Source organism: Variovorax sp. NFACC27 (assembly GCF_048301545.1).
Classification (GTDB): Bacteria; Pseudomonadota; Gammaproteobacteria; order Burkholderiales; family Burkholderiaceae_C; genus Variovorax; species Variovorax gossypii.
On record NZ_CP157613.1, the window covers coordinates 1,988,879 to 2,015,435 of the forward strand.

24 protein-coding genes are annotated in these 26,557 nt (G+C 70.1%); 12 read left to right on the top strand and 12 right to left on the bottom strand.

Going from position 1 to position 26,557, the window contains the following annotated elements; all coding sequences use genetic code 11:
* Positions 1-82: 82 nt before the first annotated feature.
* Positions 83-1,090: a Bug family tripartite tricarboxylate transporter substrate binding protein gene (locus tag ABL840_RS09420; protein WP_093306094.1), complete on the top strand. Its 1,008-nt coding sequence runs from the start codon at positions 83-85 to the stop codon at positions 1,088-1,090.
* Between the two features lie 2 nt (positions 1,091-1,092).
* Positions 1,093-1,818 carry an arylmalonate decarboxylase gene (locus tag ABL840_RS09425; RefSeq protein ID WP_093305826.1) on the top strand — a complete coding sequence of 242 codons (726 nt, stop codon included), beginning with the start codon at positions 1,093-1,095 and terminating at the stop codon, positions 1,816-1,818.
* Between the two features lie 6 nt (positions 1,819-1,824).
* Here the strand turns inward: ABL840_RS09425 and ABL840_RS09430 are convergent, their stop codons facing one another.
* The 3 genes from ABL840_RS09430 to ABL840_RS09440 all read right to left on the bottom strand — a co-directional run bounded on the left by ABL840_RS09430 (position 1,825) and on the right by ABL840_RS09440 (position 5,263).
* Entirely contained in the window at positions 1,825-3,192 is a 1,368-nt protein-coding gene (locus ABL840_RS09430) for an MmgE/PrpD family protein (RefSeq protein ID WP_093305824.1), read from the bottom strand.
* Positions 3,193-3,303: 111 nt separating this feature from the next.
* A complete protein-coding gene (locus ABL840_RS09435; protein WP_093205363.1) occupies positions 3,304-4,467 on the bottom strand; it encodes an acyl-CoA dehydrogenase family protein in 1,164 nt (387 codons plus the stop codon).
* Positions 4,468-4,477: 10 nt separating this feature from the next.
* A complete protein-coding gene (locus tag ABL840_RS09440; RefSeq protein ID WP_093205361.1) occupies positions 4,478-5,263 on the bottom strand; it encodes a citryl-CoA lyase in 786 nt (261 codons plus the stop codon).
* Positions 5,264-5,369: 106 nt separating this feature from the next.
* Between ABL840_RS09440 and ABL840_RS09445 the strand changes: the two genes are divergently transcribed.
* The 3 genes from ABL840_RS09445 (at position 5,370) to ABL840_RS09455 (ending at position 10,351) form a co-directional block, all read left to right on the top strand.
* A complete protein-coding gene (locus ABL840_RS09445; protein WP_093306092.1) occupies positions 5,370-7,697 on the top strand; it encodes an acyl-CoA dehydrogenase in 2,328 nt (775 codons plus the stop codon).
* A 161-nt stretch (positions 7,698-7,858) separates the two neighbouring features.
* Complete coding sequence (locus ABL840_RS09450) at positions 7,859-8,845, top strand: Bug family tripartite tricarboxylate transporter substrate binding protein (RefSeq protein ID WP_093305822.1); 987 nt, start codon at positions 7,859-7,861, stop codon at positions 8,843-8,845.
* Positions 8,846-8,848: 3 nt separating this feature from the next.
* Complete coding sequence (locus tag ABL840_RS09455; RefSeq protein WP_093305820.1) at positions 8,849-10,351, top strand: class I adenylate-forming enzyme family protein; 1,503 nt, start codon at positions 8,849-8,851, stop codon at positions 10,349-10,351.
* 10 nt (positions 10,352-10,361) lie between these two features.
* Here the strand turns inward: ABL840_RS09455 and ABL840_RS09460 are convergent, their stop codons facing one another.
* Entirely contained in the window at positions 10,362-10,778 is a 417-nt protein-coding gene (locus ABL840_RS09460; protein WP_093305818.1) for a nuclear transport factor 2 family protein, read from the bottom strand.
* A gap of 215 nt (positions 10,779-10,993) precedes the next feature.
* Here ABL840_RS09460 and ABL840_RS09465 point away from each other — a divergent pair, with 215 nt between their 5' ends.
* Entirely contained in the window at positions 10,994-11,173 is a 180-nt protein-coding gene (locus tag ABL840_RS09465) for a DUF3606 domain-containing protein (protein WP_093305816.1), read from the top strand.
* Between the two features lie 170 nt (positions 11,174-11,343).
* Positions 11,344-12,024: a hypothetical protein gene (locus ABL840_RS09470; RefSeq protein ID WP_093205348.1), complete on the top strand. Its 681-nt coding sequence runs from the start codon at positions 11,344-11,346 to the stop codon at positions 12,022-12,024.
* Here the strand turns inward: ABL840_RS09470 and ABL840_RS09475 are convergent.
* A complete protein-coding gene (locus ABL840_RS09475) occupies positions 11,967-13,244 on the bottom strand; it encodes a DNA topoisomerase IB (protein WP_093305814.1) in 1,278 nt (425 codons plus the stop codon). The genes ABL840_RS09470 and ABL840_RS09475 overlap by 58 nt on opposite strands.
* 148 nt (positions 13,245-13,392) lie before the next feature.
* Between ABL840_RS09475 and ABL840_RS09480 the strand changes: the two genes are divergently transcribed.
* Positions 13,393-14,442, top strand: a complete 1,050-nt coding sequence (locus ABL840_RS09480; protein WP_093305812.1) for a purine-nucleoside phosphorylase — start codon at positions 13,393-13,395, stop codon at positions 14,440-14,442.
* 20 nt (positions 14,443-14,462) lie between these two features.
* Positions 14,463-14,990, top strand: coding sequence for a hypothetical protein (locus ABL840_RS09485; RefSeq protein ID WP_093305810.1), 528 nt, complete (start codon positions 14,463-14,465; stop codon positions 14,988-14,990).
* A 3-nt stretch (positions 14,991-14,993) separates the two neighbouring features.
* Here ABL840_RS09485 and ABL840_RS09490 read toward each other — a convergent pair whose 3' ends face one another.
* Genes ABL840_RS09490 through ABL840_RS09510 form a run of 5 tightly spaced genes read right to left on the bottom strand, consistent with a single transcriptional unit; the run spans position 14,994 to position 19,675 of the window.
* Positions 14,994-15,689, bottom strand: a complete 696-nt coding sequence (locus ABL840_RS09490) for a TIGR02117 family protein (protein ID WP_093305808.1) — start codon at positions 15,687-15,689, stop codon at positions 14,994-14,996.
* 7 nt (positions 15,690-15,696) lie between these two features.
* Entirely contained in the window at positions 15,697-16,944 is a 1,248-nt protein-coding gene (locus ABL840_RS09495) for a Y-family DNA polymerase (protein WP_093205338.1), read from the bottom strand.
* 52 nt (positions 16,945-16,996) lie between these two features.
* Positions 16,997-17,614 (bottom strand): YiiX family permuted papain-like enzyme, encoded by a 618-nt coding sequence (locus ABL840_RS09500; protein ID WP_093205335.1) that lies wholly within the window; start codon positions 17,612-17,614, stop codon positions 16,997-16,999.
* A 33-nt stretch (positions 17,615-17,647) separates the two neighbouring features.
* Positions 17,648-19,132, bottom strand: a complete 1,485-nt coding sequence (locus tag ABL840_RS09505; RefSeq protein WP_093305806.1) for a TRAP transporter large permease subunit — start codon at positions 19,130-19,132, stop codon at positions 17,648-17,650.
* Positions 19,133-19,675, bottom strand: a complete 543-nt coding sequence (locus tag ABL840_RS09510; protein WP_256229529.1) for a C4-dicarboxylate ABC transporter substrate-binding protein — start codon at positions 19,673-19,675, stop codon at positions 19,133-19,135.
* Between the two features lie 115 nt (positions 19,676-19,790).
* Here ABL840_RS09510 and ABL840_RS09515 point away from each other — a divergent pair, with 115 nt between their 5' ends.
* A complete protein-coding gene (locus ABL840_RS09515; protein ID WP_240652123.1) occupies positions 19,791-20,363 on the top strand; it encodes a putative glycolipid-binding domain-containing protein in 573 nt (190 codons plus the stop codon).
* 13 nt (positions 20,364-20,376) lie between these two features.
* On the opposite strand, the gene ABL840_RS09520 is transcribed toward ABL840_RS09515, so the two are convergent.
* Together ABL840_RS09520 and ABL840_RS09525 are read right to left on the bottom strand one after the other, a co-directional pair.
* Positions 20,377-21,369, bottom strand: coding sequence for a Bug family tripartite tricarboxylate transporter substrate binding protein (locus tag ABL840_RS09520; protein WP_093305803.1), 993 nt, complete (start codon positions 21,367-21,369; stop codon positions 20,377-20,379).
* Positions 21,366-22,286 carry a LysR substrate-binding domain-containing protein gene (locus ABL840_RS09525; RefSeq protein WP_093305801.1) on the bottom strand — a complete coding sequence of 307 codons (921 nt, stop codon included), beginning with the start codon at positions 22,284-22,286 and terminating at the stop codon, positions 21,366-21,368. The genes ABL840_RS09520 and ABL840_RS09525 overlap by 4 nt, the downstream gene beginning before the upstream one ends.
* Positions 22,287-22,431: 145 nt before the next feature.
* Between ABL840_RS09525 and ABL840_RS09530 the strand changes: the two genes are divergently transcribed.
* Together ABL840_RS09530 and ABL840_RS09535 are read left to right on the top strand one after the other, a co-directional pair.
* Positions 22,432-25,164, top strand: coding sequence for a tannase/feruloyl esterase family alpha/beta hydrolase (locus ABL840_RS09530; RefSeq protein WP_418116235.1), 2,733 nt, complete (start codon positions 22,432-22,434; stop codon positions 25,162-25,164).
* Positions 25,161-26,528 (top strand): hypothetical protein, encoded by a 1,368-nt coding sequence (locus ABL840_RS09535; RefSeq protein ID WP_093305797.1) that lies wholly within the window; start codon positions 25,161-25,163, stop codon positions 26,526-26,528. The genes ABL840_RS09530 and ABL840_RS09535 overlap by 4 nt, the downstream gene beginning before the upstream one ends.
* Positions 26,529-26,557 lie beyond the last annotated feature (29 nt).

A 26,557-nucleotide genomic window follows, 5' to 3' on the forward strand; every position in this document is an offset into this window, starting at 1 on the left:
GTCGCCGCAGGGGCGACACTTTCTTCCTTCACGACCGGGCCGCGACAGACGGCCGGCGTCCGATCAAGACAACGGAGACATGATGAAAGCCAGACAAGCGATTCGACCACCCGCGCGCCGCCATGCATTGCGCGCGATGGCCGCCCTGGGCCTCGCGGCCGCCTTCGCTGCGCCCGCGGCCTGGGCCCAGAAATACCCCGACAAGCCCATTCGCCTCATCGTCGGCTACTCCGCCGGCGGCGGCGTCGATGCGGTGGCGCGGCTGCTCGGCACGCGCCTGTCGAACGTGCTGGGCCAGCAGGTGCTGGTGGAGAACCGCACCGGCGCGACAGGGCTCATCGCGGCCGACTTCGTCGCCAAGGCGCCGCCCGACGGCTACACGCTGATGATGGGCGACAGCGCCTTGCTCGCCGCCAAGCTGCTGCAGCCGAAGATCGCCATCGACCCGCTCACCAGCTTCAGGCCGGTGGCGGGGGCCTTCATCTCGCCGCTGATGATCGTGGCCAGCAACGACTTTCCGGCGAAGACGCCGGCCGAGCTGGTGAAGGAGCTCAAGGCCAACGCCTCGCGCTACTCGTACGCCACCTCGGGCGTGGGCACCGTGCAGCACCTGGGCTTCGAGATGCTCAAGCAGGCCACCGGCAGCCCGGTGGTGCACGTGCCCTACCGCGGCGCGGCGCAGATCGTGCCCGACGTGATCGGCGGCCAGATTCCCCTGGGCGTGGTGAGCGCCACGGCCGGCATGGCGCAGGCCAAGGCGGGCAAGCTGCGCGCGCTGGCGATGATGAACACGGCCAAGCTCGAAGGCGCGGAGAACGTGCCGCCGCTGGCCGACGCCTTGCCCGGCTTCGACGTGGCGCCGCGCATCTTCGTGCTGGCGCCGGCCGGCACGCCGAACGACATCGTCGACAAGCTCTCGGCCGCGGTGAAGTCGGTGCTCGACACGCCGGAAGCCGGCATCGCTGCCGCCGCGCAGGGCACGCTGCGCGCCTACTCCACGCCGGCCCAGCTCGGCAAGGACATGGCAGCGGAGACCTCGCGGTGGAAGAAGATCATCGCGGACCAGCGCATCGTCGCCGAGGGGAGCTGAGCATGGCGCAGCCTCATCTGGGCCTGATCGTGCCGCCCGCCGCGGGCGCGGTGCCGGTGGACGGGCCGCTGCTGTACGGCGAGCGCATCCGCTTCAGCGCGCGCGGGCTTGGCCTGGGAGAAATCTCCACGCGCGGCTATCTCGACGTGATCGACTCGGTGGTCGCGAAGGCGGTCGAGCTGAAGAAGGAAGAGGGCGTTTCCGCGATCTCGCTCATGGGCACCTCGCTGAGCTTCTTCCGCGGCGCGACCTTCAACCGCCAGCTCGAGGTCGAGATGGCGCGCGCCACGGGCCTGCCGTGCACGACCATGAGCAACGCCATCGTCAACGGGCTGCGCCACCTGAAGGTGCGGCGCGTGGCGGTGGCCACGGCCTACATCGACGAGGTCAACGCGCAGCTGCGCGGCTACCTGGAGCAGAGCGACTTCGAGCCGTTGGCGCTCGAAGGCCTTTCGATCTCCGACGTGCAGGCCGTGGGCAAGGTGCCGACCAGGGCGCTGGTGGACCTGTGCGTGAAGGTGTTCGAGGCCCGGCCCGGCGCCGACGGCATCCTGATCTCGTGCGGCGGGCTGGTCACGCTCGACGCGGTGCGCGAGGTGGAAGAGCGCCTGCAGGTGCCGGTGGTGTCCAGTTCGCCCGCCGGCTTCTGGGACCTTGCGCGCGCCGCAGGGCTCGATGCGCGCTCGCCGGGCTGCGGGCGGCTCTTCGCCTGGACCGCGCCGGCCTGAGCGCCGTCAGGCCAGCCAGCGCCCCACGCGCGGCGTGTCGGCCAGCTGCCAGACACGCTTGCACAGCGCCTTGGCCTCGTCGGCGGTCGCGCCTTCGCCGTAGTGCGCGAGGCGCTGCATCTTGTCCTCGATCTCCGCGCGGCTCAGGCTGTTGCCGGGGTCGCCCTTGGGCTCGTCCACGCGGCCCTGCAGCGTGCGGCCGTCGGCGGTCTGCACGCTTACCTTGCCGATCCAGCGCGCGGGGTAGGCCGTGTCGACCTCCTCGTCGAGCTGCATCGCCACCTTCTCGCGGAAGGCCGAGACCTCGGGCGCGAGGAAGTCGCGGTCGAACTCGCCCAGGCCCGCGCGGCCGTGCACGGCGATGAGGCCCAGCACCGTGCCCATCGAGAACTTGCCCTGGTGCACCGTGGCGGGCACGTCGACGCGGCCCAGCACGTCGATGGCACCCTGGTGCACGTGCGTGGTCACGCGCGACACGTCCGCGGGCTTCAGCCTGTTCTGCGTCATCACCTGCAGCAGCGCGTCGGCGGCGGGGTGCGTGTGGCGGCAGGAGGCGTGGTACTTGAAGGAGGTCTCGGCCAGCGTCCAGCGCGTGCCCAGGCCGTCGGTGAGCTTGGCCGGGTCGGCGTCGCTCGACATGCCCACGCCCAGGCCCTGCGCGCCTTCGAGGATTTTCGCGGCGCCGGTGAAGCCGTCCTGCGCGAGGTAGGCCGACATCAGCCCGCTCGTCGCGGCGTGCGCGCAGTGCAGCTGCTTGGAATCGGCCGCGTCGCGCAGGAACTCCCACACGCCGGCCGATTGCGTGCCGGCCGAGCCGAAGGCATGCAGCATCTGCTGCGGCGTGAGTTCCAGCAGGCGCCCCACCGCCGCAGCCGCCGCGAGCGTGCCCGCGGTCGCCGTCGTGTGGAAGGTCTTGTAGTGCGAACGGCCGAGGAACTCGCCGACGCGGATGCCGACCTCGTAGCCCGCGACCACGGCCGTGAGCAGTTGCGCGCCGCTCGCACCAATGCTCTGCGCCACCGCGAGCGCGGGCGCGATGACGACCGCGGCCGGGTGGAACACCGAGCCGTTGTGCACGTCGTCCTGCTCCACGAAATGCGAGGCCGCCGCGTTGACCAGCGCGGCGAACACCGGCGATGTGGTGCGCCGCGAGGTCAGCAGCTCGCTGGGCCCTTCGGCGGGGCCCATCATCTGAGCGAAGCGCTCGATGCTGCGTACGGGCCGCGCCGTGCGGGCCGCGAGCACCGAGCCCAGCCAGTCGAGCATCAGGTCTTCGGTGCGGCGCAGCACGGGGGCGGGGATGTCGCCGAACTTCAGGTCGGCCGCGAAGGTCGCGAGCACCTTGCTCGGATGGTTGGCAACGGCGGATGTCATGAATGGATCCTTTCGTGGAATGCCGCGGAACCGGCTTTGCCGGGCCGCAGGTGTTGCCCCCGGCAAGGGGGTTGGCGAAGCGACACGAAGTGCGCGAAGCCTGGGGGTTAGTCAAAAGGAACGGGGCAGGCCGAGCATGTGTTCCGCCACGTAGCTCAGGATGAGGTTGGTCGAGATCGGCGCCACCTGGTAGAGCCGCGTCTCCCTGAACTTGCGCTCGATGTCGTATTCGCAGGCGAAGCCGAAGCCGCCGTGGAACTGCAGGCAGGCGTTGGCCGCCTCCCAGCTGGCCTTGGCCGCGAGGTACTTCGCCATGTTGGCCTGCGCGCCGCAGGGCTGGTGCGCATCGAACAGGCGGCAGGCCTCGTAGCGCATGAGATTCGCGGCTTCCACCTCGATGAACGATTCGGCGATCGGGAACTGCACGCCCTGGTTCTGGCCGATGGGCCTGCCGAACACCACGCGCTCCTTCGTGTACTTCGTGACCCGGTCGATGAACCAGTAGCCGTCGCCGATGCACTCGGCCGCGATCAGCGTGCGCTCCGCGTTGAGCCCGTCGAGGATGTACTTGAAGCCCTGGCCTTCCTCGCCGATCAGGTTCTCGGCCGGGATCTCCAGGTTCTCGAAGAACAGCTCGTTGGTCTCGTGGTTCACCATGTTGAGGATGGGTCGCACCTCCAGCCCCTTGCCGATGGCCTCGCGCAGGTCGACGATGAAGATCGACATGCCCTCGGACTTCTTTTTCACCTCCGAAAGCGGCGTGGTGCGCGCCAGCAGGATCATCAGGTCGGAGTGCTGGATGCGCGAGATCCACACCTTCTGGCCGTTGACGACGTAGCGGTCGCCCTTCTTCACGGCGGTGGTCTTGATCTTGGTGGTGTCGGTGCCGGTGGTGGGCTCGGTCACGCCCATGGACTGCAGGCGCAGTTCGCCGTTGGCGATCTTCGGCAGGTAGGCGCGCTTCTGCGCCTCGCTGCCGTGGCGCAGCAGCGTGCCCATGTTGTACATCTGGCCGTGGCAGGCACCGGAGTTGCCGCCGCAGCGGTTGATCTCTTCCATGATGACCGAGGCCTCGGTCAGGCCCAGGCCCGAGCCGCCGTACTCCTGCGGGATCAGCGCGGCCATCCAGCCGGCCTTGGTGAGCGCGTCGACGAAGTCGGCGGGGTAGCCGCGCTCCTCGTCGATCTTGCGGAAGTAGGCGTCGGGAAACTGCGCGCACAGGTCGCGCACCGCGTCGCGGATGTCGGGAAAGTTCTTGTCGTTGGCGTTGTTCATCGGTCTTGGCTCAGTCCTGGCGGGGGCCGCCCGCTTCCTTTTCCACGCGCTGCCAGATCTCGATGGCCATCGGGTCGTCGATCTCCTCGAGGATGTGGCCCACCAGGCCGATGGCCCGCGCCATCACGCCGAAGCCGCGGATGATCTTCCAGGGAAAGCCGAACTCGGCCGCGATGGCGCCGATGGCACCCGTCGCATTGATCGGCAGCGACTTGCCCGACACGCGCTCGGCCTCTTCCTGCACCGCCTGCATCAGCGCGACGTAGTGCGTGGAAAGGCCGTTCTCCGCCGCGATCTGGAAGAGCCTCGGCGTGCGCGGATCGATGGGCTTGTGCAGCGGATGGCCCAGCCCCGGCACGATCAGCTTGCGCGCGCGGTGGTCGGCCACGATGTCCTTCGCCATGTCCGCCAGCGGACGCGAGGGCTTCTCGCCGAAGGGGATCGCCTCGTAGAGCATCTTCGCGGCGCCCTCTGTGCTGCCGACGAACACCGTGCCCAGCCCGCACAGGCCGGCCGCCACGGCCGCCTGCAGCGCCTCGGGCGCGCCTGCATAGGTGAGGCGCGCGGCCAGCGCGCTGGGCGTGACGCCGTGCTCCACCAGCGTGACGACGATGGCGTTGAAGGTCACCGACTCCTGCGGCGTCGGGATGCGCCCGGTCAGCTCCAGGAAGGCCATGTCGCCGAGGTTGAGGTGGCCGAGGATCTCCGAGGGCAGGTCGCGCCCGCGCACGGTGATCCTGTCGGGCGTGCTGTGGCCCAGCTCCGTGTGCAGGGATTTCTTGATCTTGGTGGTCATGGGCCGAATCTAGCCCGCACGCGCGCGCAGCGGCTCTCTGATTGCGAAACCCTCCCTTCGGCAAATGCAAATGCCGCCCGGCGGGGTCTTCGGGCACGCTGCGGCGATGGACCTCGAATCACTTTCGGCAGTGCGCGAATCGGCGCTCGACTACTTCACCCGCAGCCGTGCCATCCAGCGGCGGCGCGGTCGCATGGAACGTCCCGGCGGCGACGAGGCCGAGGGCTGGCAGGACATCGCAGGGCTCGGCTGGACCGGCATGCTGGCACCCGAGTCCGCGGAAGGGCTGGCACTGGGCCTCGACGGCGCGGCCGAGATCTTCCGCGCGGCGGGCGAGCATGCCGCGCCCGAACCGCTGCTGGCCGTGGCCGGCCTCGGCGCGCTGCTGCTGGCTCGGCTGGGCACGCCCGGTGCGAGCGCGCTGCTCGCCGAACTGGTCGCGGGCCGCAGCCTGCCCGCGCTGGCCTGGCAGGAAAGCGCCGGCGACCTGAGCGCCGTGCCGCTGGCCTGCGGTTGCGAGGCACGGCCCGGGCACCGGGGCGGCGTGCTGCTGCAGGGCGAAAAACTCATGGTGCTGCCCGGCGCGGCCGCCAGCGGCTGGCTGGTGTCGGCGCGCGGCGAAGACGATGCCGTGCTGCTGTGGGTGCCGCGCGGCACCGAAGGCGTGATCGAAACGCCGGTGCCGCTGGTCGACGGCAGCCAGGCCTCGAACCTGCGCTTCGAGCAGGTGGCGCTGCCGGCCGATGCGGTGCTGGCCGAAGGCCCGGCCGCGCAGGAGGCCCTGCGCCATGCGCTCGCGGCCGGCCAGATCCTGCAGTCGGCCGAGCTGCTGGGCGCGGGGCAGGCCATGCTGGCACAGACGCTGGCCTACCTGCGCACGCGCTCGCAGTTCGGCAAGCCCATCGGCAGCTTCCAGGCGCTGCAGCACCGCTGCGTCGACATGTTCATCCACCTCGAAGTGGCGAAGGCCACGCTGGACGAGGTGCTGGCGCTGGCGGCGCAGGGCCTGCCGGCACAGCGGCTCGAGGCCGAGGCGAGCCGCGTCAATGCGCGCTGCACCGCCGCCGCGCTGCAGGCTTCGCGCGCCTCGGTGCAACTGCATGGCGCCATCGGCTACACGCAGGAGTGCGACCTGAGCCTGTTCTACAAGCGCGTGCTGTGTCTTTCGGCGTGGCTGGGCAATGTGAGCGCGCATCAGCGCAGGCATGCGGCGCTGAGCGGCGATGCGGACACGGTGGCGGTCTCCGCCGCATGGGAAGGCGAATTCCCGCGCACCGCCGATTGGTCCTCGATGTCCGAGGCCGACTTCCGCCGCATGGTGCGCGCCTTCCTGCAGCAGCGCTACCCGCAGCAACTGCGCTACCTCTCGCACCGTGCGCGCTGGAGCGAGATGCGCGATTGGTACCTCACGCTGTCGGCGCAGGGCTGGATCGCGCCCGCGTGGCCGCAGGTGCACGGCGGCATGGGCCTGCCGGCCGACAAGCTCATCGCATGGATCGAGGAACTGGAGCAGTACGGCGTGGCGCGCGCGCCCGACCAGGGCATCGTGATGATCGGACCGCTGCTGATCCAGCACGGCACGCCACAGCAGCAGCAACGCTTTCTGCCGCGCATCCTCAGCGGAGAACATGTGTGGTGCCAGGGCTACTCGGAGCCCAACGCCGGCTCCGACCTCGCGGGCCTGCGCACCGAGGCCATGCCGGCGCGCGACGCGCAGGGCGAGCATTTCGTCGTCAACGGCCAGAAGATCTGGACCACGCTCGCGCAGGACGCCAACCACATCTTCATGCTGGTGCGCACCGACAAGGACGCGCGCAAGCAGGAGGGCATCAGCTTCCTGCTGTGCGACCTGCGCACGCCGGGCATCACCATCCGGCCGATCCATACGCTGGCGGGCGAGCCGGAGTTCTGCGAGGTGTTCTTCGACAACGTGCGCGTGCCGGCGGAGAACCTCGTGGGCAAGCTGCACGGCGGCTGGAGCATCGCGAAGGCGCTGCTGGGCTTCGAGCGAATCTTCCTCGGCAGCCCCAAGCAGTCGCAGTACGCGCTGGGCCAGCTCGCGCGGCTGGCGCAGGCGCGGCGGCTCTTTGCCGACCCGGTGTTCGCGCAGCGCTTCGCGGCACTGCGGCTCGACGTGCTCGACCTCTCAGCCGCCTACACCGGCTTCGCGAACATCGTGCGCGCGGGCAAGCCGCTGCCGGCTTCGGTGTCGCTGCTGAAGGTCTGGGCGAGCGAGACCTATCACCGCATCGGCGCGCTGCTGGTCGAGGCCGGCGAGGAGCAGGGCGCGGTGGCCGGCGACCAGGTGCTCGACGGCCAGAGCTTCAACGTGCTTTCGCCGCTCATCGGCTCCACCGCCGCAATGATCTACGGCGGTACCAACGAGATACAGCGCAACATCCTCGCGCGGCAGGTTCTGGACTTGCCCGTATGAGGCTCGCCCCAGTCTTCGCGCACTTCGTGTCGCTTCGCCAACCCCCTTGCAGGGGGCAACACCTGCGGCCCGGCAAAGCCGGTTCCGCGGTGTTTCACGAAAGAACAGTCCTGCTTGGCTTTTGAGCCTGACTTGTAGATCAACAACAGGAGACAACGCTCATGACATCGATTCACTTCTCGCGCCGCCAACTCATGGCCGCGCTGACCGGCGGTGCGGCACTCGGCGTGCTGTCGCAGCGTGCATTCGCGCAGCAGCCCTTGCCTTCGCTCATCAAGCTGGTGGTCGGCTATTCGGCCGGCGGTCCGGTGGATGGGGCGGCGCGCCTGCTCGCGCCCGCGCTGAGCCAGGAACTGGGCACGCAGGTGATCGTGGACAACCGCCCCGGCGCCAGCGGCTCGCTGGGCGGCGACGCGGTGGCCAAGGCCGCGCCCGACGGCGCGACGCTGTTCTTCGGCGCGAGCCCGACCATCACCATCAACCCCAACGTGCAGCGCAGAATGGCCTTCGACCCGATGAAGGACCTGGTGCCCATAGCGCCGCTGGTGGACTACACCAACGTGCTGGTCGTCAACAACGATGTGCCGGTGCGCAGCGTGTCCGAGCTGCTGGCCTATGCGAAGGCGCGGCCGGGCAAGGTGTTCTACGGCTCGGCCGGCGTGGGCGCCTCCAACCACCTGAGCGGCGCGCTGCTGGAGAAGATGACGGGGGTGCAGCTCACGCACGTGCCGTACAAGGGCAGCGCACCGGCGCTGGCCGACGTGATGGCCGGCACCGTGACCATGATGTTCGACATCATCGCCAGCTCCAAGCCCTTCATCCAGACGGGCAAGGTGCGCGCGCTGGCCGTCACCTCGCGCCAGCGCAACCGCATGCTGCCGGAGGTGCCGACCATGGTCGAGTCGGGCGTGCCCGGCTACGACGTGGGCGGCTGGTTCGGCCTCTACGGCCCGGCGCGCATGGACCCCGCGATGGTCGCCCGCATGAACGCCGCCGCGCAGAAGATGCTGGCGCGCGAGGACATCGCGAGCCGGCTGCGCGAGCAGGGCTACGACGTGTGGTCGGGCGCGGCCGATGTGCTGGCGACCAAGGGCAAGGCCGACCGCCAGCTGTGGGCGACGGCCTCCAAGGGCATCGAGGCGGAATAGAAGATGCAGCGGATTCACCAATTGCTGGAAGAGCGCGCGGAGCGAACGCCGGATGCGGTCTTTCTCCTCGAGCCCGGAAACACCACGACCTACGCGCAGCTGCAGTCCATGGTCGACGTCGCCGCACAGGACCTGCTCGCGGCCGGCGTGCGGCCCACCGACCGCGTGCTGCTGGTGGCCGAGAACTGCGCCGCGCACATCGCGCTGCTCGTGGCCTGCAGCCGCGTGGGCGCATGGTCGTGCGGCGTGAACGCGCGCATGTCGCCGGGCGAGATCGCGGCCATCGCCGAACGGGCGGATGCGCGGCTTTGCTGCTTCACGACCGGAGCGTCCGAGGCCGCAGCAAAGCATGCGCAGAGGGCCGGTGCGAAACCGACCTCGCTTGCAGGCGTGATGCGCTCGGCCGCCCGCGACGACGCGCGCACCGAGCCCGACCCGGCGCTGGCCGACACGGCCGCCATCATCTTCACCTCCGGCACCTCGGGCACGCCCAAGGGCGTGATGGTGTCGCACCGTGGCCTGCTGCATTTCGGGCGCGTGTCTGCGCGGGTGCGTGCGCTGGACGAGAACGACCGCGTCTATGCCTTCCTGCCGATGACGCACATCTTCGGCATCGGCACGGTGCTGATGGCCGCGCTCACGGGCGCCGCCGCCCTGGTGCTGCGCGGCAGCTTCTCGCCGGCCGACGTGCTGCAGGCGCTGGCGCACGAGCAGGTGTCGAACCTGCTCGGCCCGCCGACGATGTACGCGCGCCTGCTTGCCCACATCGAGGCCGAAGGCGCCGCGCCGCGCTTTCCGCAGCTGCGCTACGTCTACACCGGCTCGGCGCCGCTCGATCCGGCGCTCAAGCAGCGCGTGGAGGGGCTCTTCGGCCAGCCGCTGCACTACGGCTACGGGCTGTCGGAGTACGCGGGCTCGGTGTTTCTCACGCGCACCGAGTCACCGCGCGCCGACACCTCGGCCGGTCATGCGGTGGAGGGCGGCGAGGCCCGCATCGTGGGCCCCGACGGCAACGACGTGCCGCCAGGCGACACCGGCGAAATCTGGCTGCGCGGCCCCGGCCTCATGCTCGGCTATTTCCGCGACGCCGCCGCCACCGCACAGGTGATGCGGCCCGGTGGGTGGTACGCCTCCGGCGACCTCGGGCGCTTCGGTGACGACGGCGCGCTCTTCGTGGTGGGCCGGCTGAAGGAAATGATCATCCGATCGGGCTTCAATGTTTACCCGGCGGAGATCGAGGCGGTCATCGGCCGCTTCGATGGCGTGCACCTGTGCGCGGTGATCGGCGTGCCCGAGGCCGACGGCAACGAGCAGGTGGTCGCCTTCATCGAGCTGAAGCCCGGCGCGGCGCTCGACGAGACGGCGCTGCGCGCGCATCTTGCCGAGAACCTGTCGCCCTACAAGCGCCCGGCGCGCATCGAGCTGATCGACGCGATGCCCACCACGGCCAACGGCAAGTTGCTCAAGCGGGAGCTGAAGGCGCGCTGCGTCGCTGCCGTGAGTTGAGCGAACGGGTTCAGCCGAAGATCGCCGCATGGCCCTTGCGCGTGTCCATGTACTCGCGCACGCGGGCGATGCGGCCTTCGCGCAGCTCGAAGACGAAGCAGTAGTCGTTGTCGTAGTGCCTGCCGCCGGCCAGCGTGGCCTGCATGCGCTCCTCGAGGATCACGGTGTCGCCGTCGCAATGCAGGCGCGAGAAGCTCACGGCGACGTCGGCCACGAAGAGCCTCGGAAAGTCGTCCACGAGAAAGCGCGCGATGGCGGCCGGGCCGATCATGTGGTCGGGCACGCCGAGCGCCACGGCCGTCGCGTTGCCTTTCGGCGCGAGCCATTCGGCGTCGTCGGTGAAGACGGCCTCGATGCGTTGCCGGTCGCGGCTCGCGAAGGCTTTCCAGGCGTCGGTGACGGCGCGCTTGTTCTGTTCCGGGGTCATCACGTGAGGGTCGGGAGTTGGTGCAGCCCGAAGTTAGGAGCGGAGGAGGGCGCCGGCACGCCGTTTCCGGACATTCCCAACCCGGGCGCCGCTTCGGCCCCGCTTCGGCCTTCTCCTGCAAGCGGGCGCGCCGAAGTCCTCCAGCACGCACCGCGCGAGCGCCGCATGGTGGGGTTCCATGCAAACAGGACCTCCACCGATAGGGAAACCCAATCATGGCCGATGACCTGAACAAGCGCGGGCCGCAGGATGCCTCCCGCATCAACGTGAACGAGGCGCACGAGGTGCGCTACTGGACCCAGACGCTGGGCGTGACCGAGGCGCAGCTGCGCTCGGCCATCGCCGCGGCGGGCGTCGAGGTGAAGGACGTGCGCGCCTACCTCGGCAAGCCCTGAGCGGGCCGGCGGCGGCCGGAAGGCCCGGCGGGCCGTGGTGGCGTCATGGTAGGCACCCTCCTACACCTGCGGGCGCGCGCCATACTTCATACTTGTTACCAGAACGTTTCTGGAGCCAAGCAGTTCTTGATCCTGCCGATGATGAACCCGAAGCCCGTGGCCACCGCCCAATGAAATCCTCCCCCAGCGCGCGCAGTTGGATCGCCGCCGGCGTGCGCCACGAACTTCTTACCCGCGCATTGCCCGCCCTGCGGCACGACATGGCCGCTCCGGTCTCGGTGATCCGCATGGCGCTGCTGATGCTCAAGCGGCAGATCGGCGCCGCCACCGTCGATGCGGCAGCCTGCGAGGAGCGGGTGGGGCTGATCGACAGCCAGGTATCGGAGCTGGTGGAAGCCATCCGCTCGCTGCGCGACTGGGAGCTCGCCACCGTCGACGACGGCATCACCCGCAGCGCGCTGGTGGCGCAATGCGTGACGCTGATGCGCTCGGCCTTCGACCTGCACGGCGTGGCGCTGGAAACGGACCCTTCGCTGGCGCCGTCCGACGACGAACACCTCTGGCCCGCCGCGGCCGCGCTGCGCTACCTGTTCCTCGGCGCGATGGGCTACCTGCATGACGGCGCGGACGAGGCCGGTGCCATCCGCATCGAGGCCGATGGCGCGAACGCGCTGCGCCTCACGGCGCTGCCGCGCGAGCCGGGCGCCTCCGAGGCCGTGCTCGACGCGCACCGCGCACCGCGCGCGCTGGCCATCGACGCCGTGGCGCTGCAGAACCTCGCGGAAGACCTGGGCTACGCGGTGGCGCTCGATGCCGCCAGCGTGCGCCTGGTGCTCGTGACGCGGACCTGAGCCTTTTCCTTTTCCTTCCCTTTTCTCTGTCTCCTGGCGGCTGAGGTGCTCGCGCTGGCACGCCCCTGTTCGCGCCGGTGCGCCTTCAGGAATGCCATCAGCCGGCGCTCGGCTGCATGCAGCCCGCGCGAAGGCCTCGCGCCGCGGCTGCCGCCGATCTTTTCGAACAGCGCGGCGGTGGCCTCGTCGCCATCCGACAGCGCGCTGCCCAGCGCCAGCACGGCCGGGTGCACGTAGGCCTTCCTGCAGACCGCCGGCGTGTTGCCCAGCTGCTTCGCCACCGCGCCGAGGATGTCCCTGGCGCTGTAGCGGCTGCCGTCGGCGGCGGTGCGGCCGGGCTCGCAGGCCAGCCGGGTGAGTTCCAGCGCCTGCACCGTGCCGTGCCAGGTACGGAAATCCTTGGCGGTGAAGCGTTCGCCACCGGCAGCTTCGGCGAGGTAGTCGTTCACGTCGGTGGACGAGACGCCGCGCAGTTCGCCTTCTCCGTCATCGCCTTCGTCGCCGGCATCCACGTACTGGAAGAGCGCCTGCCCCGGCAGCTGCTGGCACTGCCGCACCACCTTCGCCACGCGCGGGTCGTCGAGCTGCGCCTCGTGCATCACGCCGCTCTTGCCGCGGAAGCGCAGCCTGAGCGCCTGGCCCTTCACCGCCGCGTGCCGGTTGCGCAGCGTGGTGAGGCCGAAGGAGCCGTTGCTGTTCGCGTATTCCTCGTTGCCCACGCGCAGCAGCGTGGTGTCGAGAAGGCGCACCAGCGCCGCGAGCACCTGGGCGCGGCCGGGCGCCTTGCGGCCCGGAGGCAGTTGCAGGTCGCGCGCCACGCGGGCGCGGATGCCCGGCAGCGCGAGCGCGAAGGCCTCGAGGCGGTCGAACTTGGTCTCGTCCTGCATTGAGCGCCAGTCGGCGTGGTAGCGGTACTGCTTGCGCCCGCGCGCGTCGATGCCGGTGGCCTGCAGGTGGCCGTTGGGCAGCGGGCAGATCCACACCTGCGTGTAGGCCGGCGGAATGGCCAGCATGCGGATGCGCGAGAGCTCGTCCGCATCGCGCACCCATCGGCCCCGGGCATCGCGGTAGCGGAAGCGCTCGCCGTGCTTCAGGCGGCGGATGCCGGGCATGTCGGGGTTCACGTAGACCAGGCTGTTGGAGATGGGCGTCGGCCTGGACGGAGGCCTGGCGGGCGAGGCAGAAGACGAAGAAGACGAAGAAGGGGAGGAGTCCGGCATGGGGCTTGCGTGGTGGCGTTACACCGCGCTTTTGCCAGCACCGACAATCGCCGGTTGTAGGACGCCGCAGGCGCCGGCGGTGCGCCGGGTGCGCTTGCGGTCCTATCCAGCTGCTTTCTCGCTGCCGTTTTTTTCACCGGGTTCCAGAATGATTTCTTTCAAGCCTTCCCTTCTCGCCGTCCGCTGGCTGGCCGTGCCCGCCGCGGCGCTGCTCTTCACGGCCTGCGCCTCCACGTCCACCACGACCGCCTCGACGCAGGCCCCGGCCGCGCCGGTGAAGGTCAAGGTCTTCGTCGCCGCCATGTTCGAGATCGGCAAGAACACCGGCGACCGCGCCGGCGAGTTCCAGCACTGGTACGAGCGCTACTGGAAGGACGCCAAGCCCATCGCCGTGCCCGGCGCGCTGCAGCCCGTGTACTGCAACGCCGACGGCGTGTGCGGCTCGGTGCTCGGCATGGGCAAGGTGAATTCGTCGTCGTCGATGCAGGCCATCCTGCTGAACCCGCAGTTCGACTTCTCGCAGAGCTACTACGTCATCTCCGGCGTGGCCGGCACGCCGCCCTCGCGCGGCACCATCGGCGAAGTGAGCTGGGCCACCTGGCTGGTCGACTACGACCTCGGCCACCGCTGGGCGCCCGAGGAGAACAAGCCCGGCGAGCCCACCTTCATGCCGCGCAAGGGCTACGAGGAATATCGCCGCTTCAAGCTCAACCCCGACCTCGTGGGCTGGGCCATGAAGCTCTCTGCCGACACGCCGCTGAAGGACTCCGACTCGGCCCGCAAGTACCGCCTGCGCTACCCCGACGCCGCGGCCCGCCGCGCCCCCTTCGTCGGCACCGGCACGCACATGACCGGCGACACCTTCTTCCACGGCCCCGGCATGTCGAAGCAGGCGCAATACATCGCCAAGCTCTACGGCGCCGACGACTACGTCATCACCGAGATGGAGGCCGCCGCCATCACCCTCGTCATCAAGCGCACCCACGGCACCGACCGCGTGATGAGCCTGCGCGGCGCAGTCAACTTCGACCAGGGCAACCCGAAGGAAACCACGCTGCAGCACCTCGACCCCGCGCCGGGCGAGACGGCCGGCGGCTTCGCCGAGACGGTGGAGAACATCGAACTGGTGGGCTCGCGCGTGGTGGATCACATCGTCGCGAACTGGCCCAAGTGGTCGGGCGGCGTGCCGAAGCTCTGAGCGAACGGGACGACTCCGTCATGTGGCTTGCCGTGCAGAGCATCCGCTGCCTTTGGACGAAGGCCGAGCGCGAGACGGAGCAAGGCAGGCTGCGCAGCCAGGCAGCGATGCGCCATCCCCTCACGGGGCTAGAGGCCTGCCTGCAGCAGCCACCCGTCGCGGGCGGTGTGTTGTGGCAGGAGATCGTGCTGCGTCCTGACGGCGAGGCCGTCGCGAACCAGGCTGCTCTCGCGCCGGCCTGGAAGTCATGGAATGCACGGCAGCTGCGTGAGCAGGGTTATGAATGGCACGCGCAGCCGGGCGGCATGGCCATCGACTGGTGGCACGGCGGCGCGGTGCGGCACACCGGCCGGCCGCAACCGCTGGGCGTTCTGCGGCCCGGCCAGTGGTTGCGCGTGGTGACGCATCGGCGCGCCAACGGCTGGGACTACTGGGCTTGGGAACGGCGTGTGACCAACCTGATGTGCGTGGACCGCACGCATGCGCTCGATATCTTCGCGAGCACGCCGCCGGTGCGTGTGCTCAGCGAGGAACCGCACCTCTACTGACTTCTACCGGATCACGCCAGGCCGCCCCGGCCTCAGGTGCCACGTCACCGTGAAGTCGAAGGGCGTCCAGCGGCTGACGGTGACGCCTGCGCGCCGCAGGCCGCGGCCGGTCCAGGTGTTGCAGGTCTCGAAGAGGTTGTAGCCGCCCTCGGCCTCGTAGAAGGCGTCCTGGTTGTCGTAGTGCGCGCTGGCGATGGGCGTTGCCCGGCCGGCGGGCAGCGCGGCGCGCACGTAGTCCGCGAGCTGCGCGTACTGCGCCTGCGTGAGCGGCAGCGCATATGCGCCTTGCCCCAGCTGGTTGCGCCGCAGGTAGCTCACGTGCATCAGCGCGCGGTTGCCGCCGATGAGCGCGCCGAACGCGCGTGCCGCCGTCAGGTCGGCCCAGGTGGGCGTGTTCAGGTAGAACTCGCGGTCGCCCCAGCCGATGGCGATGAATTCGGCGTCGGGCGGCGGCGCCCTGAAGTCCTTCAGCGGAAAGAGCTGCAGCCAGTCGATGGTGGCCGAGCGGATAGGGAATACATAGTCGGTGTGCACGCCGTTGCTCAGGATCCAGGCCTGCACTTCTGCCCTGGCGCTCTCCGGTGGCTCGGGATTGGCGGGCCAGAACACGAGCGCGCAGGCCGTCGCCACGTACAGGCCCACCAGCGCGACGAAGCCCAGCAGCGTGAAGGCGATGCGGCGCAGCCAGCGTCGGACCATCGCGTACTCAGAAGAGCGAAGCGGTGGTGGCCACCGGTTCCGCCGTCGCGCGGTGCGTGCCGGAACCGGCGGGCGCCAGCGCCTCGGGGCTGCCGGCCTTCGCCAGCGTGCCCACGCGCACGCCCAGCAGGCGCAGCGGGCGCTCCAGCGGCACGCGCTTCAGGCACAGGCCGCCGGTGTGGCGGATGGTCTTCGCGTCGTCGGTGAAGCGGTCGATGGTCTGGTCGCGGGTGGCGATCCTGAAGTCGTCGTAGCGCAGCTTGATGCCGATGGTCTTGCCCACGTAGCCCTTGCGCTGCAGGTCGGCGGCCAGCTGCTCGCACAGCTTCGTGAAGATCGCGCCCAGCTCGGCGCGGTCGCGCACCGCGTGCAGGTCGCGGTCGAAGGTGGTCTCGCGGCTCATCGACACGGGCTCGCTCTCGGTCACCACCGGCCGGCTGTCGCGGCCCCACGAGACTTCGTGCATCCATGCGCCGGTGGCCTTGCCGAAGTTGGCGACGAGCCAGTCGCGATCGCGCGCCGCGAGCTGCCCCACGGTCTCGATGCCGAAGCGCTTGAGCTTCTCGTCGGCCTTGGGGCCGATGCCGTTCACCTTGCGGCAGGGCAGGGGCCAGATGAGTTTTTCCAGGTCGTCCTCGTAGACGACCGAGATGCCGTTGGGCTTGTTGAACTCGCTCGCCATCTTGGCGATGAGCTTGTTGGGCGCCACGCCGATGGAACAGGTGAGGCCGGTGGCGTCGAGGATGGCCTTCTGCAGCAGCCGCGCCAGCGAGCGCCCGCCGTCGCGCTGCCCGCCGGGCACGTCGGTGAAGTCGATGTACACCTCGTCCACGCCCCGGTCTTCCATGAGCGGCGCGACCTCCAGGATGATCTTCTTGAAGGTGCGCGAGTAGCGCCGGTATTCGTCGAAGTCCACCGGCAGGATGATGGCCTGCGGGCACAGCTTGGCCGCCTTCATGAGCCCCATCGCGGAACCCACGCCGAACTGCCGCGCGGGGTAGGTGGCGGTGGTGATCACGCCGCGGCCGGTGTAGTCCTTCAGCAGCGGGAACGAATCGACCGGAATGTCGGCCAGCGTGCCGCCCTCGGGCAGGTTGCGGATGGCCTCGTCCACGCGCCGCCGCCCGCCGCCGATCACCACCGGCAGGCCCTTGAGCTGCGGATAGCGAAGCAGCTCGACGGACGCATAGAAGGCGTCCATGTCGAGGTGCGCGATGCGGCGGATCGGCGGTGCCGTCGGGGTCTGGGAGCTCACGGAAACAATTGTCTCGCGGCTGGGCGCCACGTGTGCGCCGGGGGCGATTCGATCAGCGCGTTTCCACCGTCACCAGCAGGGGCGATTCGAACATCGCCACGGGGGAGATCACGGGCTCGTCCATCGGCACCTTGTCGCCGTAGCGCTCGCGCATCTTGGCGCGCACCGCCGGGTCGGTGAGGTTGAACTCGCGGATCTTCTGCAGCTCGCCGATGCGCACGCCCAGCGCGCGCTGGTAGAGCTTCCACACGAGTTCGGAGCAGTAGATGCGCTTGTCCGACCACTCGAAGGTCAGGTCGTAGGGCCGGCCCTCGAAGTCGGATGTGCCGGCGCGCAGCTTCGCGATCGCGCCCGGCGTGAGCAGCGTGTCGGCGTTGCGCAGCCGCTTCACCACGTAGTGCCCGCCGTTGCCGCGCGCCGTCCATTGCGCGAGCGGCGTGTAGCGCACCGTTGACACGGCCTCGAACACATGGGGCTTGCCGTTGCGCATCAGCACGATGCCCATGTGGCTGTAGCGCGAGCCGGTCGCGCGCTGCACCGCGATGCTTTGCGCCGAGCGCGAGGTGTGGAAGATGATGTCGCCGTCCTTCAGCTCCGTCGAGGCATGGGCGGCGCCTGCCAGGAGAGCGGACAGCACGAGCGCGACGGCTGCAGGGAGCTTGAAGGTCATGGGCGCGCATTGTGCGGCACGCCGCGCGGCAATCTATTTCTCTTCTGGCGGAGGGGCACTGTCGCCCGTATCCGGCGGTGCCATCTCGCGCATCAGGCGCTCCACCGCCTCGTCGTTCATCGGTTGGGCGGGCGCGAGCGCGGTGGGCGAGGTGCGAAGCCAGCGCGTGGTCTGGGGCAGCGCCATCACCAGCACCGTCACCGCCGCGAGCACCGCGAGGTACGGCATCAGCACGCGGGCGACGGCGGCAGCCGGCGGGCGTGGCTTCACCTGCCCGCGCGCCAGCACCAGCGCGTAGCCGAAGGGCGGCAGCAGGAAGCCGGCCTGCAGCACCAGCAGCGTGAGCGTGGCGATCCATGCCGCGTCGTCGAGCTGCGCGAGCACCGGCGGCATGACGATGGGCACGATCAGGAAGATCAGCTCGAAGGCGTCGAGCACGAAGGCGAAGGCCAGCAGCACGGCCAGCACCACCGCGAGCCCGATCACCGGATGGTCCTGCAGCGACAGCATGAGCCGCGCGATCAGCCCGTCGGTGCCGAAGCCGCGCAGCAGCAGCGAGAAGGTGGTGGCGGCCACCAGCAGCGCATAGAGCGCGCCTGTGAGCGCCATCGCGTCGTCGAGCACCTGCCGCAACACCGCTCGCGTGAGCTGGCGCGACACCGCGCCCCAGGCCAGCAGCAGCACGCAGGCGGCGGCCGCGCCTTCCACGGCGCGGACCTTGCCGAGCGTGACCAGCACCAGCAGGGCACCGATCAGCGAAGGCACGACAAGCAGCGTCCAGCCCTCGCGCCGCTCCAGCGGCTCGCGCGGTGCGGCGCTCTTCGGCTTGCTCCGCGCACCGAACCACGCCACGGCCAGCCAGCCCAGCAGCAGCGCCGCCGCCGGCACCAGCGCGGCCTGGAGGATGTCCTGCGTGTTGACGACGCGGCTGGCCGCGCTCGCCGAGGGCAGCGCCAGTTCGCGCGCCATGTTCATGCCCTCGGTGTGGGCGCGCAGCATCGCGTCGCCGAGCAGCAGGAGCACCAGGGATGGCGGCACGATCACGCCCAGCGTACTGGTCACGGCCACGAGCGCGGTGCGGCGCGCGGGGGGCAGGCCCTCGCTCGCCCAGCCCTGGCCAGCGGTGCGCGCCAGCGTCAGCAGGCTGGCGCCCACCGAGCCGTTCATCGGCGCGAGCAGCAGTCCCAGAACCATGCCGGCGAGCTCGGGTGCGGCGCGCGGCGCGACGAAGGCCAGCACCTTGCGCAGGCCGTTGTACAGGTAGCCGGCGAGCGACAGCCGGTTGAGCAGTGCGCCCACCAGCGCATAGAGCGCCAGTGCCTGCAGCAGGTCGTGCTCCAGCAGGCCGACGATGCGCCAGGGCAGGTTCTGCAGCAGCGCCAGGTCGAAGGTGCCCAATGCCAGGCCGGCCAGCGCGCCGATCGTGCATGTGCCCAGCAGCACGGCGTAGGTCGGCCAGCCGGTGGTCATCATCAGCGCCAGGGCCAGCGCGAGGAGTGCGAGTCCGAGCCAGGGCATCTACGGGCCGGGCTGTCCGGGTTGGCCGGTGTCCTCGGGCGGGTTCGCTGGGCGCAGCTCCTGCCAGAGGTCGAGCGCGCTCTGCAGGGCCAGCAGCGCGGCGAGCAGCAGCAGGGCCACCTTGATCATGAAATAGCCGGGGTTGAAGGTGTCGGGAAAAAGTTCGAGCGCCTCCACCGAGCGCATCACCGGTGCCGCCGCCGTGAAGACCAGGAACAGCGCCCAGGGCAGCACGCACAGCGCCGCGCCGATGCGGCGCAGCCGCGCACGGCGCCCGGCGTTGTCGGCCGCCAGGTCGGGACGGGCCACCAGATGCGCGCCGCGCCGGCCTGCGTGCCGCAGCGCCACCGCCACGTAAAGCGCGAACAGCCACTGCGCCAGGTCGTTGGCCTGCGTCGGCCCGTTGCCGGAGCCGGCCAGGTCGCGCAACGGCCATTGGGCGAACAGCAGCAGCGCGATGGCGACGGCGAAAGTCATCGCCACGCGGTCGATCCAGTCGAGCCAGCGCGGCGCGGGCGGGCCGGAGGGCTCCGCGGAGTCCACGGGGGGAGGGGTGTCTGCCGGAGGCGTCATGCGGGGAAATCGTCTTCCCCGAACCTGACTGGCACCTGCGGGGCGGCGGGTCATTGCTTGCGCGCCGCAGCATGCAGGTGCCATCATGCGCGCCATGCAAACGGTCGCCTCCATCCTCTGGCGCAGGCTCGATGTACCGGGCCACGACGCCTGTCGCCTCGAACGCAACGCCTCGGCCTGGCAACTCGACGGAGCCGCCGTGTTCCGTCTTGAAGACGGCCGTATTGGCCAGCTGCACTACCGCGTGCGCTGCGACCTGCTATGGCACACCCAGTGGGGCACGGTGCGCGGCTGGCTCGGCGACTCGGCAGTCGACCTGTCGATCGCCCGCGACGCGCGCGGCCACTGGAAGCTCAACGACGAGCCCGTGCCCGACCTGTCGCACTGCATCGACCTCGACCTGGGCTTCACGCCCGCCACCAACCTGCTGCAGCTGCGCCGCCTCGGGCTCTCGAAAGGCGAGGGCGCGGATGCACCCGCCGCATGGGTCGACATCGACGGCGGCGGCGTGCTCAGCGAGCTGATGCAGCGCTACGAGCGGCGCAGCGACAACGAGTACGCCTACGAGGCGAAGCGCTTCGACTATGCGGCCACGCTGAGCGTGACGCCCGACTGCTTCGTCAGCGACTACCCCCGGCTCTGGGTGGCCGAGAAGTAGCCACCCACAACGCTCAGTCGAACTGCGACCGATCACCCGCGACCAGATCGCGGTTGCGCCGCCGGTCGATCGCGATCTCGTGCGCGAACGCCTCGGTGCCGCCTCCGGCCGGCAGGTTGTAGGCCGCACGCAGCCGCGAGCGCACCGCATCGCTTTCCAGCACCCGGTTGATCTCCGCATTGAGCATCTGCACCACGGCGCCCGGCGTGCGTGCCGGTGCGAAGATGCCGAAGAGCGAGTCGCGGTTCGCCTTCTCGAAGCCCAGCTCCGCGAGCGTGGGCACCGTGGGCAGTGCCTCGATGCGCGCGGGCGCGCCCACCGCCAGCGCCTGGAAGCGGCCGCCCTCGATGTACTGCAGCTGCTGCGCGGCGACGTTGGTCGACAGCACCTCGAACTGGCCGCTCAGCGCATCGTTGAGCTGTGGGCCGCCGCCCTGGTAGGGAATGTGCGTGATGTCGGTGCCGCTTTGCACGCGCACCTGCGCCAGCACCAGGTGGCCGATGGTGGCCACGCCCGATGTCGCCCAGCGCACCGCGCCCGGCTGCCTGCGCGCCTGCGCGATCAGCTCGCCGAAGCCGCGGCCGGTGAAGGCCGGCGTGCCCACCACCAGCACCGGCGTGCGCATCACGCTGGCCACGGGCACGAAGGCGCGCATCGGGTCGTAGGGAACGCGCGCCAGCAGCGGGTGCAGCGTGAGCGGGCTGATGGCCGAGAAGGCCAGCGTGCTGCCGTCGGGCGTGGAGCGCGCGAGCGCATCCATGCCGAGGCTGCCGCCCGCGCCGGGGCGGTTCTCGATGAGCACCGGCACGCCGAGCGAACGTGCGAGCGGCTCGGCCAGCACGCGCGCCATGCCGTCGCTCACGCCGCCGGGCGGGTAGACCACGATCAGGCGCACCGGCTTGTTCGGCCATTGCAGCGGCGCGGCATGCAGCACGCGCGGCAGCGCGCAGGCGGCCGCGAGCAGCGTGCCCGTGCCCTGCAGCAGTCGGCGTCGATGCCGGTTCATGAGCCCGGGTTCTCCAGCGCCAGCCGGCGCAGCATCGCGGCGAAGTTCAGCGCGGGCAGGTTGTCTTCCTCGGCGCGCGACACCAGCGTGAGCGGCGCGTCGAGCTGGCCGCCATCGGCCAGCCGCGCGTAGGCGATGGCATGTGCGTGCACGCCGTGCATCGAGGCCGGCACCACCGAGAGGCCGACACCTGCGGCCACGAGATTGAGGTTGGTCATCATTCGATCGACTTCGGCCACCACGCGCGGGCGCAGTCCCTTGGCGTGGCACAGCGCGAGCAGATCGGCATAGAGGCCGGGCGCGCCCGGGCGCCGCACGAGGATGATGCCTTCCTCGCAGAGCTTCGCGAGCGGCAGCGGGCGCGAGTCCTTGTCGCGGCCGAGGGCAAGGCGGTGATCGCTGGGCATGGCGACCAGCACCGGCTCGCGCAGCAGCGTCTCGAACAGCAGCCCCTCGGGCCGTGCCACCGGCACGCGCAGCAGGCCGCAGTGCAGGCGGCCCGCGGCCAGCGCCACGGTGAGCTCGGCCGCGTTGTCCTCGCGCAGCTGCAGCTCCACTTCAGGGTACTCGCGGCGGAACTCGCGCAGCGCCTCGGGCATGAATCGGTGCGCCGCCGCCGAGCTGGTGAAGCCCACCGCGAGCGTGCCGGACTGCCCCTTGGCCACGCGCGTCATGCGCTGCTTCATGGCCTTCATGTCCTGCAGCATGCGCAGCGCCTCGGCCTGGAATAGCCGGCCCGCGTCGGTGAGCGCCACGCCGCGCGGATGGCGGCGGAACAGCAGCACCCCCAGCTCGCGTTCGAGCGCCTTGATCTGCAGGCTCAAAGGCGGCTGCTGGATGCCCAGTTGTTCGGCCGCGCGCGTCATGTGGCCGGTCTCCGCAACGGCGGCGAAGTAGCGCAGTGCCCGTATGTCCATATGTTTTTTGTATGAAAAGTGCCTTGTTATTTTATTTGACCCTAGGTCACACCGAATCTATCGTCCGGCCGCCCATTCAAGAACAAGCGGCCCAACGAGGCCGCATGCCGGAGACAAACCCATGCGCACAACGCGCCCTGCCTCGATGTTTCGAGCCGTCCGCTACGCGGTCGGCCTTTCGCTGGTCTCGCTGATCCTTGCCGCCTGCGGTGGTGGCGGCGGAGGTGGAGGAGGCGGCGGCATCGGCTTCCTGCCGACCACCCCGCCAGCCAGCGGCGGCAGCAATCCGCCCGCCACCAACCCGCCCGCGGACGATCCGCCGGACAACCCGCCGCCCCCGCCCGTGCAGCCGGCCGTTTCCTGCGCCGACCTCAACGGCAAGAGCCTGCCCGCCTCGCTGATCAGCCTGCCCACGCAGGGCGCCACCGTCACCAGCGCCACGCCCGTGGCCGCGAGCGACGCGGGCAACACGCTCGGCGACTACTGCCGCGTGCGCGGCACCATCCAGCCGGTCGACCCCAGCTCGCAGTCCATCAACTTCGCGGTCAACCTGCCGGAGAAGTGGAACCAGAAGACCATCCACTTCGGCGGCGGCGGCTTCGACGGCGTGCTGATCGACGGCACCGAGGTCATCCGCTTCGGCCCCGCCGGCAAGCCCGCGCCGCTCGCGCTGGGCTACGCCACCTACGGCGACGACTCGGGCCACCAGTCGGGCAGCATCACCGACGGCAAGTTCGCGGCCAACGACGAGCAGCTCGCCAACTACGGCGGCAACTCGCTCAAGAAGACGCGCGACGTGGCGCAGGCGCTGGTGCTCGCGCGCTACGGCGTGGCGCCGAAGCACGCCTACTTCCTCGGCACCTCCACGGGCGGTCGCGATGCGCTGAGCTACATCCAGCGCTGGCCGCTCGACTACGACGGCGTGATCGCCAACGAGCCCGCGCTCAACTACACCGGCACGCGGCTGTCGAACGTGGCCGTGGGCCGCGCGCTGTACTACAACAACGGCACCGACGGCTGGATGGACCTGAGCGAGACGCTGATGGTGCAGAAGGCCGCGATGCAGGCCTGCGACAAGCTCGACGGCGCCGCCGACAGCATCGTGAGCAACGTCGAGAGCTGCCGCCAGCTCAACACACAGCTGCTGGCCTCGCTGCGCTGCCCCGGCGGCACGAAGACTGCCAAGACCTGCCTATCGGACGCGCAGATCGCCACCGTGAAGGCCATCGAGTCGCCGCTCGATTTCACGACCTATTCGCTGGCCAACGGCGTGAAGCGCGCGGGCGGCTACAACCTGCTCGAAGGCGCGCTGGTGGCGGGCCCGTTCACCACGCGCGACCTCGGCACGCGCAACGTGCCGGCCAACCCCGCCACCTCGGCCGACGCCAACATGTACGTCACCGGCGACCAGTGGGTGAAGTTCTTCGTCACGCGCGACGCCAACTTCAACACGCTGACCTTCGACCCTCTGAACCCGGGCAGCTATGCCGCGCGGGTGACCGAGGTGTCGAACATCACCGACGCCACCAACCCGAACCTCGCGCCCTTCTTCGCGCATGGCGGCCGGCTCATCATGCTGCACGGCCTGGCCGACGAGGTGATCAGCCCGAACTCGACCATCGACTACTACAAGCAGCTCATCGCCACGGTGGGCCAGGCCTCGGTCGACCAGAACGTGCGCTTCTACACCGTGCCCGGCATGGGCCACGGCACCGGCAGCTTCATTCCCAACTGGGACTCGCTGGCCGCGCTCGAAGGCTGGGTGGAGAACGGCCTCGCTCCCGCCACCGGCGTCGCGGTGGACGCGGTGGCCGGCACCTACGGCCGCACGCGCCCGCTGTGCCTGTTCCCGGCATGGCCCAAGTACCGCGGCAGCGGCAGCCTGGACGCGGCCGTCAACTACAGCTGCGTCACCGAGGTCGGCGACCCGCTGGCCTGCCCGAACCTGCCCGCGGCCGTTACCAGCTACAAGGGCGGCAACAGCTTCGGCGAAGAGCTGCGCGTGCAGATCGACCCGGCCACCATGGCCTACACCGTGACCATCGACGCGAGCCTGCAGCGCGCGGCCGGCACGGTGCGTACCGGCACGCTGGTGTCGGAGGGCAACTGCAGCTACGGCAGCGGCGAGAGCGGGGCGGTGTTCAGCTTCGGTGCCGGCGGCGTGCTCTCGGGCGGCGTGAATGCGCCGAGCGGCGGCGGCTTCGCGCCCCTGCTGGCTTTCCAGAACACCTTCCAGAACTCGGCGACGCCGACGGTGTTCAACCCGGTGGCGAACATCTTCAATGCGGTGGGCGTGCAGCAGGGCACTGGCGGCACGGCGGCGCAGGCGCTGGCGGTGCGGCTGCGCAATGCCGGCACCTTCCAGTACTGCCGCGATGCCGCCAACGGCTTCATGATCTACGACGCCACCTGCACGCAGACCGAGAAGGGCTACATCACCTACAACGGCACGCGCGGCGCCTTCGACCTGTTCACGACCTCGCCCACCGGCAGCGCCGTGACCACCGGCGGCACCCTCACCGGCTCGATGGTGATCGGCCTCGTCAGCGGTACGGCGGTGCCGATGCACCTGGTGCGCGAGTCGGCCGCCAACGCGGGCATGCGCGTCTTCGGCCTGCAGCAGAGCCTGGTCTCCGGCACGGCCGACGGCAGCTATGCGCTGCTCAACGTCAAGGGCGAGAACCACGATGCCACGGTGGCCGGCAGCGGCCTTAACCTCGGCGGCGCGGCCGCGGGGCTGAGCTACGACACGCCGGTGCTCGGCGTGGCGCAGGCCGATGCCGGCCGGGCGGGCAATTTCATCTTCAACAGCGGCGTCCTCGCATTCGTCTCCACCGATGCGGCGAAGGCGGCGCTAGAACTCGGAGTACGTCATTGAAAAAACGACTGTCCAGCCTTGCGGCTTCCATGGCCTTCGCGCTGGTCGGCGCGGCATCGACGCTGCCCGCGCATGCGGCGCCCTCAGGGCCCAAGGCGGCCGCCTGCCCGGCGCCGGTGCCAGAGTCGGCGCGCTGCTACACCGGTGAGGACGGTGCGGGTTCCTTCTACTGGATCGCCATTCCGAAGGACTGGGCGAAGAACGCCGGCCGCGTTCTCGTAATGCACGCCCACGGCGGCCCCGAGACCGGACCGCCCAAGCTGGAGCGCAGCGAGGAAGACCTGAAGCGCTGGGCAGTCACCGTGAAGGCCGGCTACGCATGGGCCGCCTCCACCTACCGGCGCGGCGGCTACGGCGTGACCATGGCCGCGGAAGACACCGAACGCCTGCGCCAGATCTTCGTGCGCCATCTCGGCCAGCCGCACCGCACGCTGCTGCACGGGCAGAGCTACGGTGCGGGCGTGGCGGCGAAGGCGGCGGAGCTCTACGCACCAGCCGGCGGGGCGAAGAGGCCCTACGATGGCCTGCTGCTCACCAGCGGCGTGCTCGGCGGCGGCAACAGTGCCTACGACTTCCGGCTCGACCTGCGCGTGGTGTACCAGTACGTCTGCCGCAACCATCCGCGCCCCGACGAGCCGCAGTACCCGCTTTGGATGGGCCTTCCGCTCGATTCGAAGCTCACGCGCGCCGATCTCGCCGCTCGCGTAAAGGAGTGCACCGGCGTCGGCCTGCCGGCCGCGCAGCGCACGCCCGAGCAGGCGGCTCGGCTGAAGACCATCCTCTCGGTCGTGAAGATCCAGGAGCGCTCGCTGCTGGGCCATCTCACCTGGGCGACATGGCTCTTCCAGGACCTGGTGCAGAAGCGGCTCGAGGGCCGCAACCCCTTCGGCAACATCGGCGTGGTCTACAGCGGCTCGGCCGACGACGCCGCGCTCGATGCCGGCGTGCTGCGCTACGCGGCCGATCCGCAGGCCAAGGGCGCGCTGGCGGCCGACAGTCAGCCCACCGGCCGCACCGCGCTGCCCACCGTGGGCCTGCATGCGATCGATGACCCGACAGCCTTCGTCGAACTCGAGAACTCCTACCGCCGCATCCGCGATGCCGCGGGCACCGGCAACCTTCTGGTGCAGAGCTTCAGCAGCGAGCGCGAGCACAGCTACCTGAGCGATTCGGAATACCCCGCGCTCTTCGCCGCGCTGCTCGACTGGATCGACAAGGGCGAGAAGCCCACGCCAGAAGGCCTCGCGCAGCGCTGCAAGGCGCTGATGCCGCACTACGACACCGACGGCAAGAACGGCTGCCACATCCAGCCGGCATGGCAGCCGCCCGCCCTCGAGAGCCGCGTGCCGTCGCGCGCGCCCTGAATCATTTTTCAATCCAACGTCACGGAGAC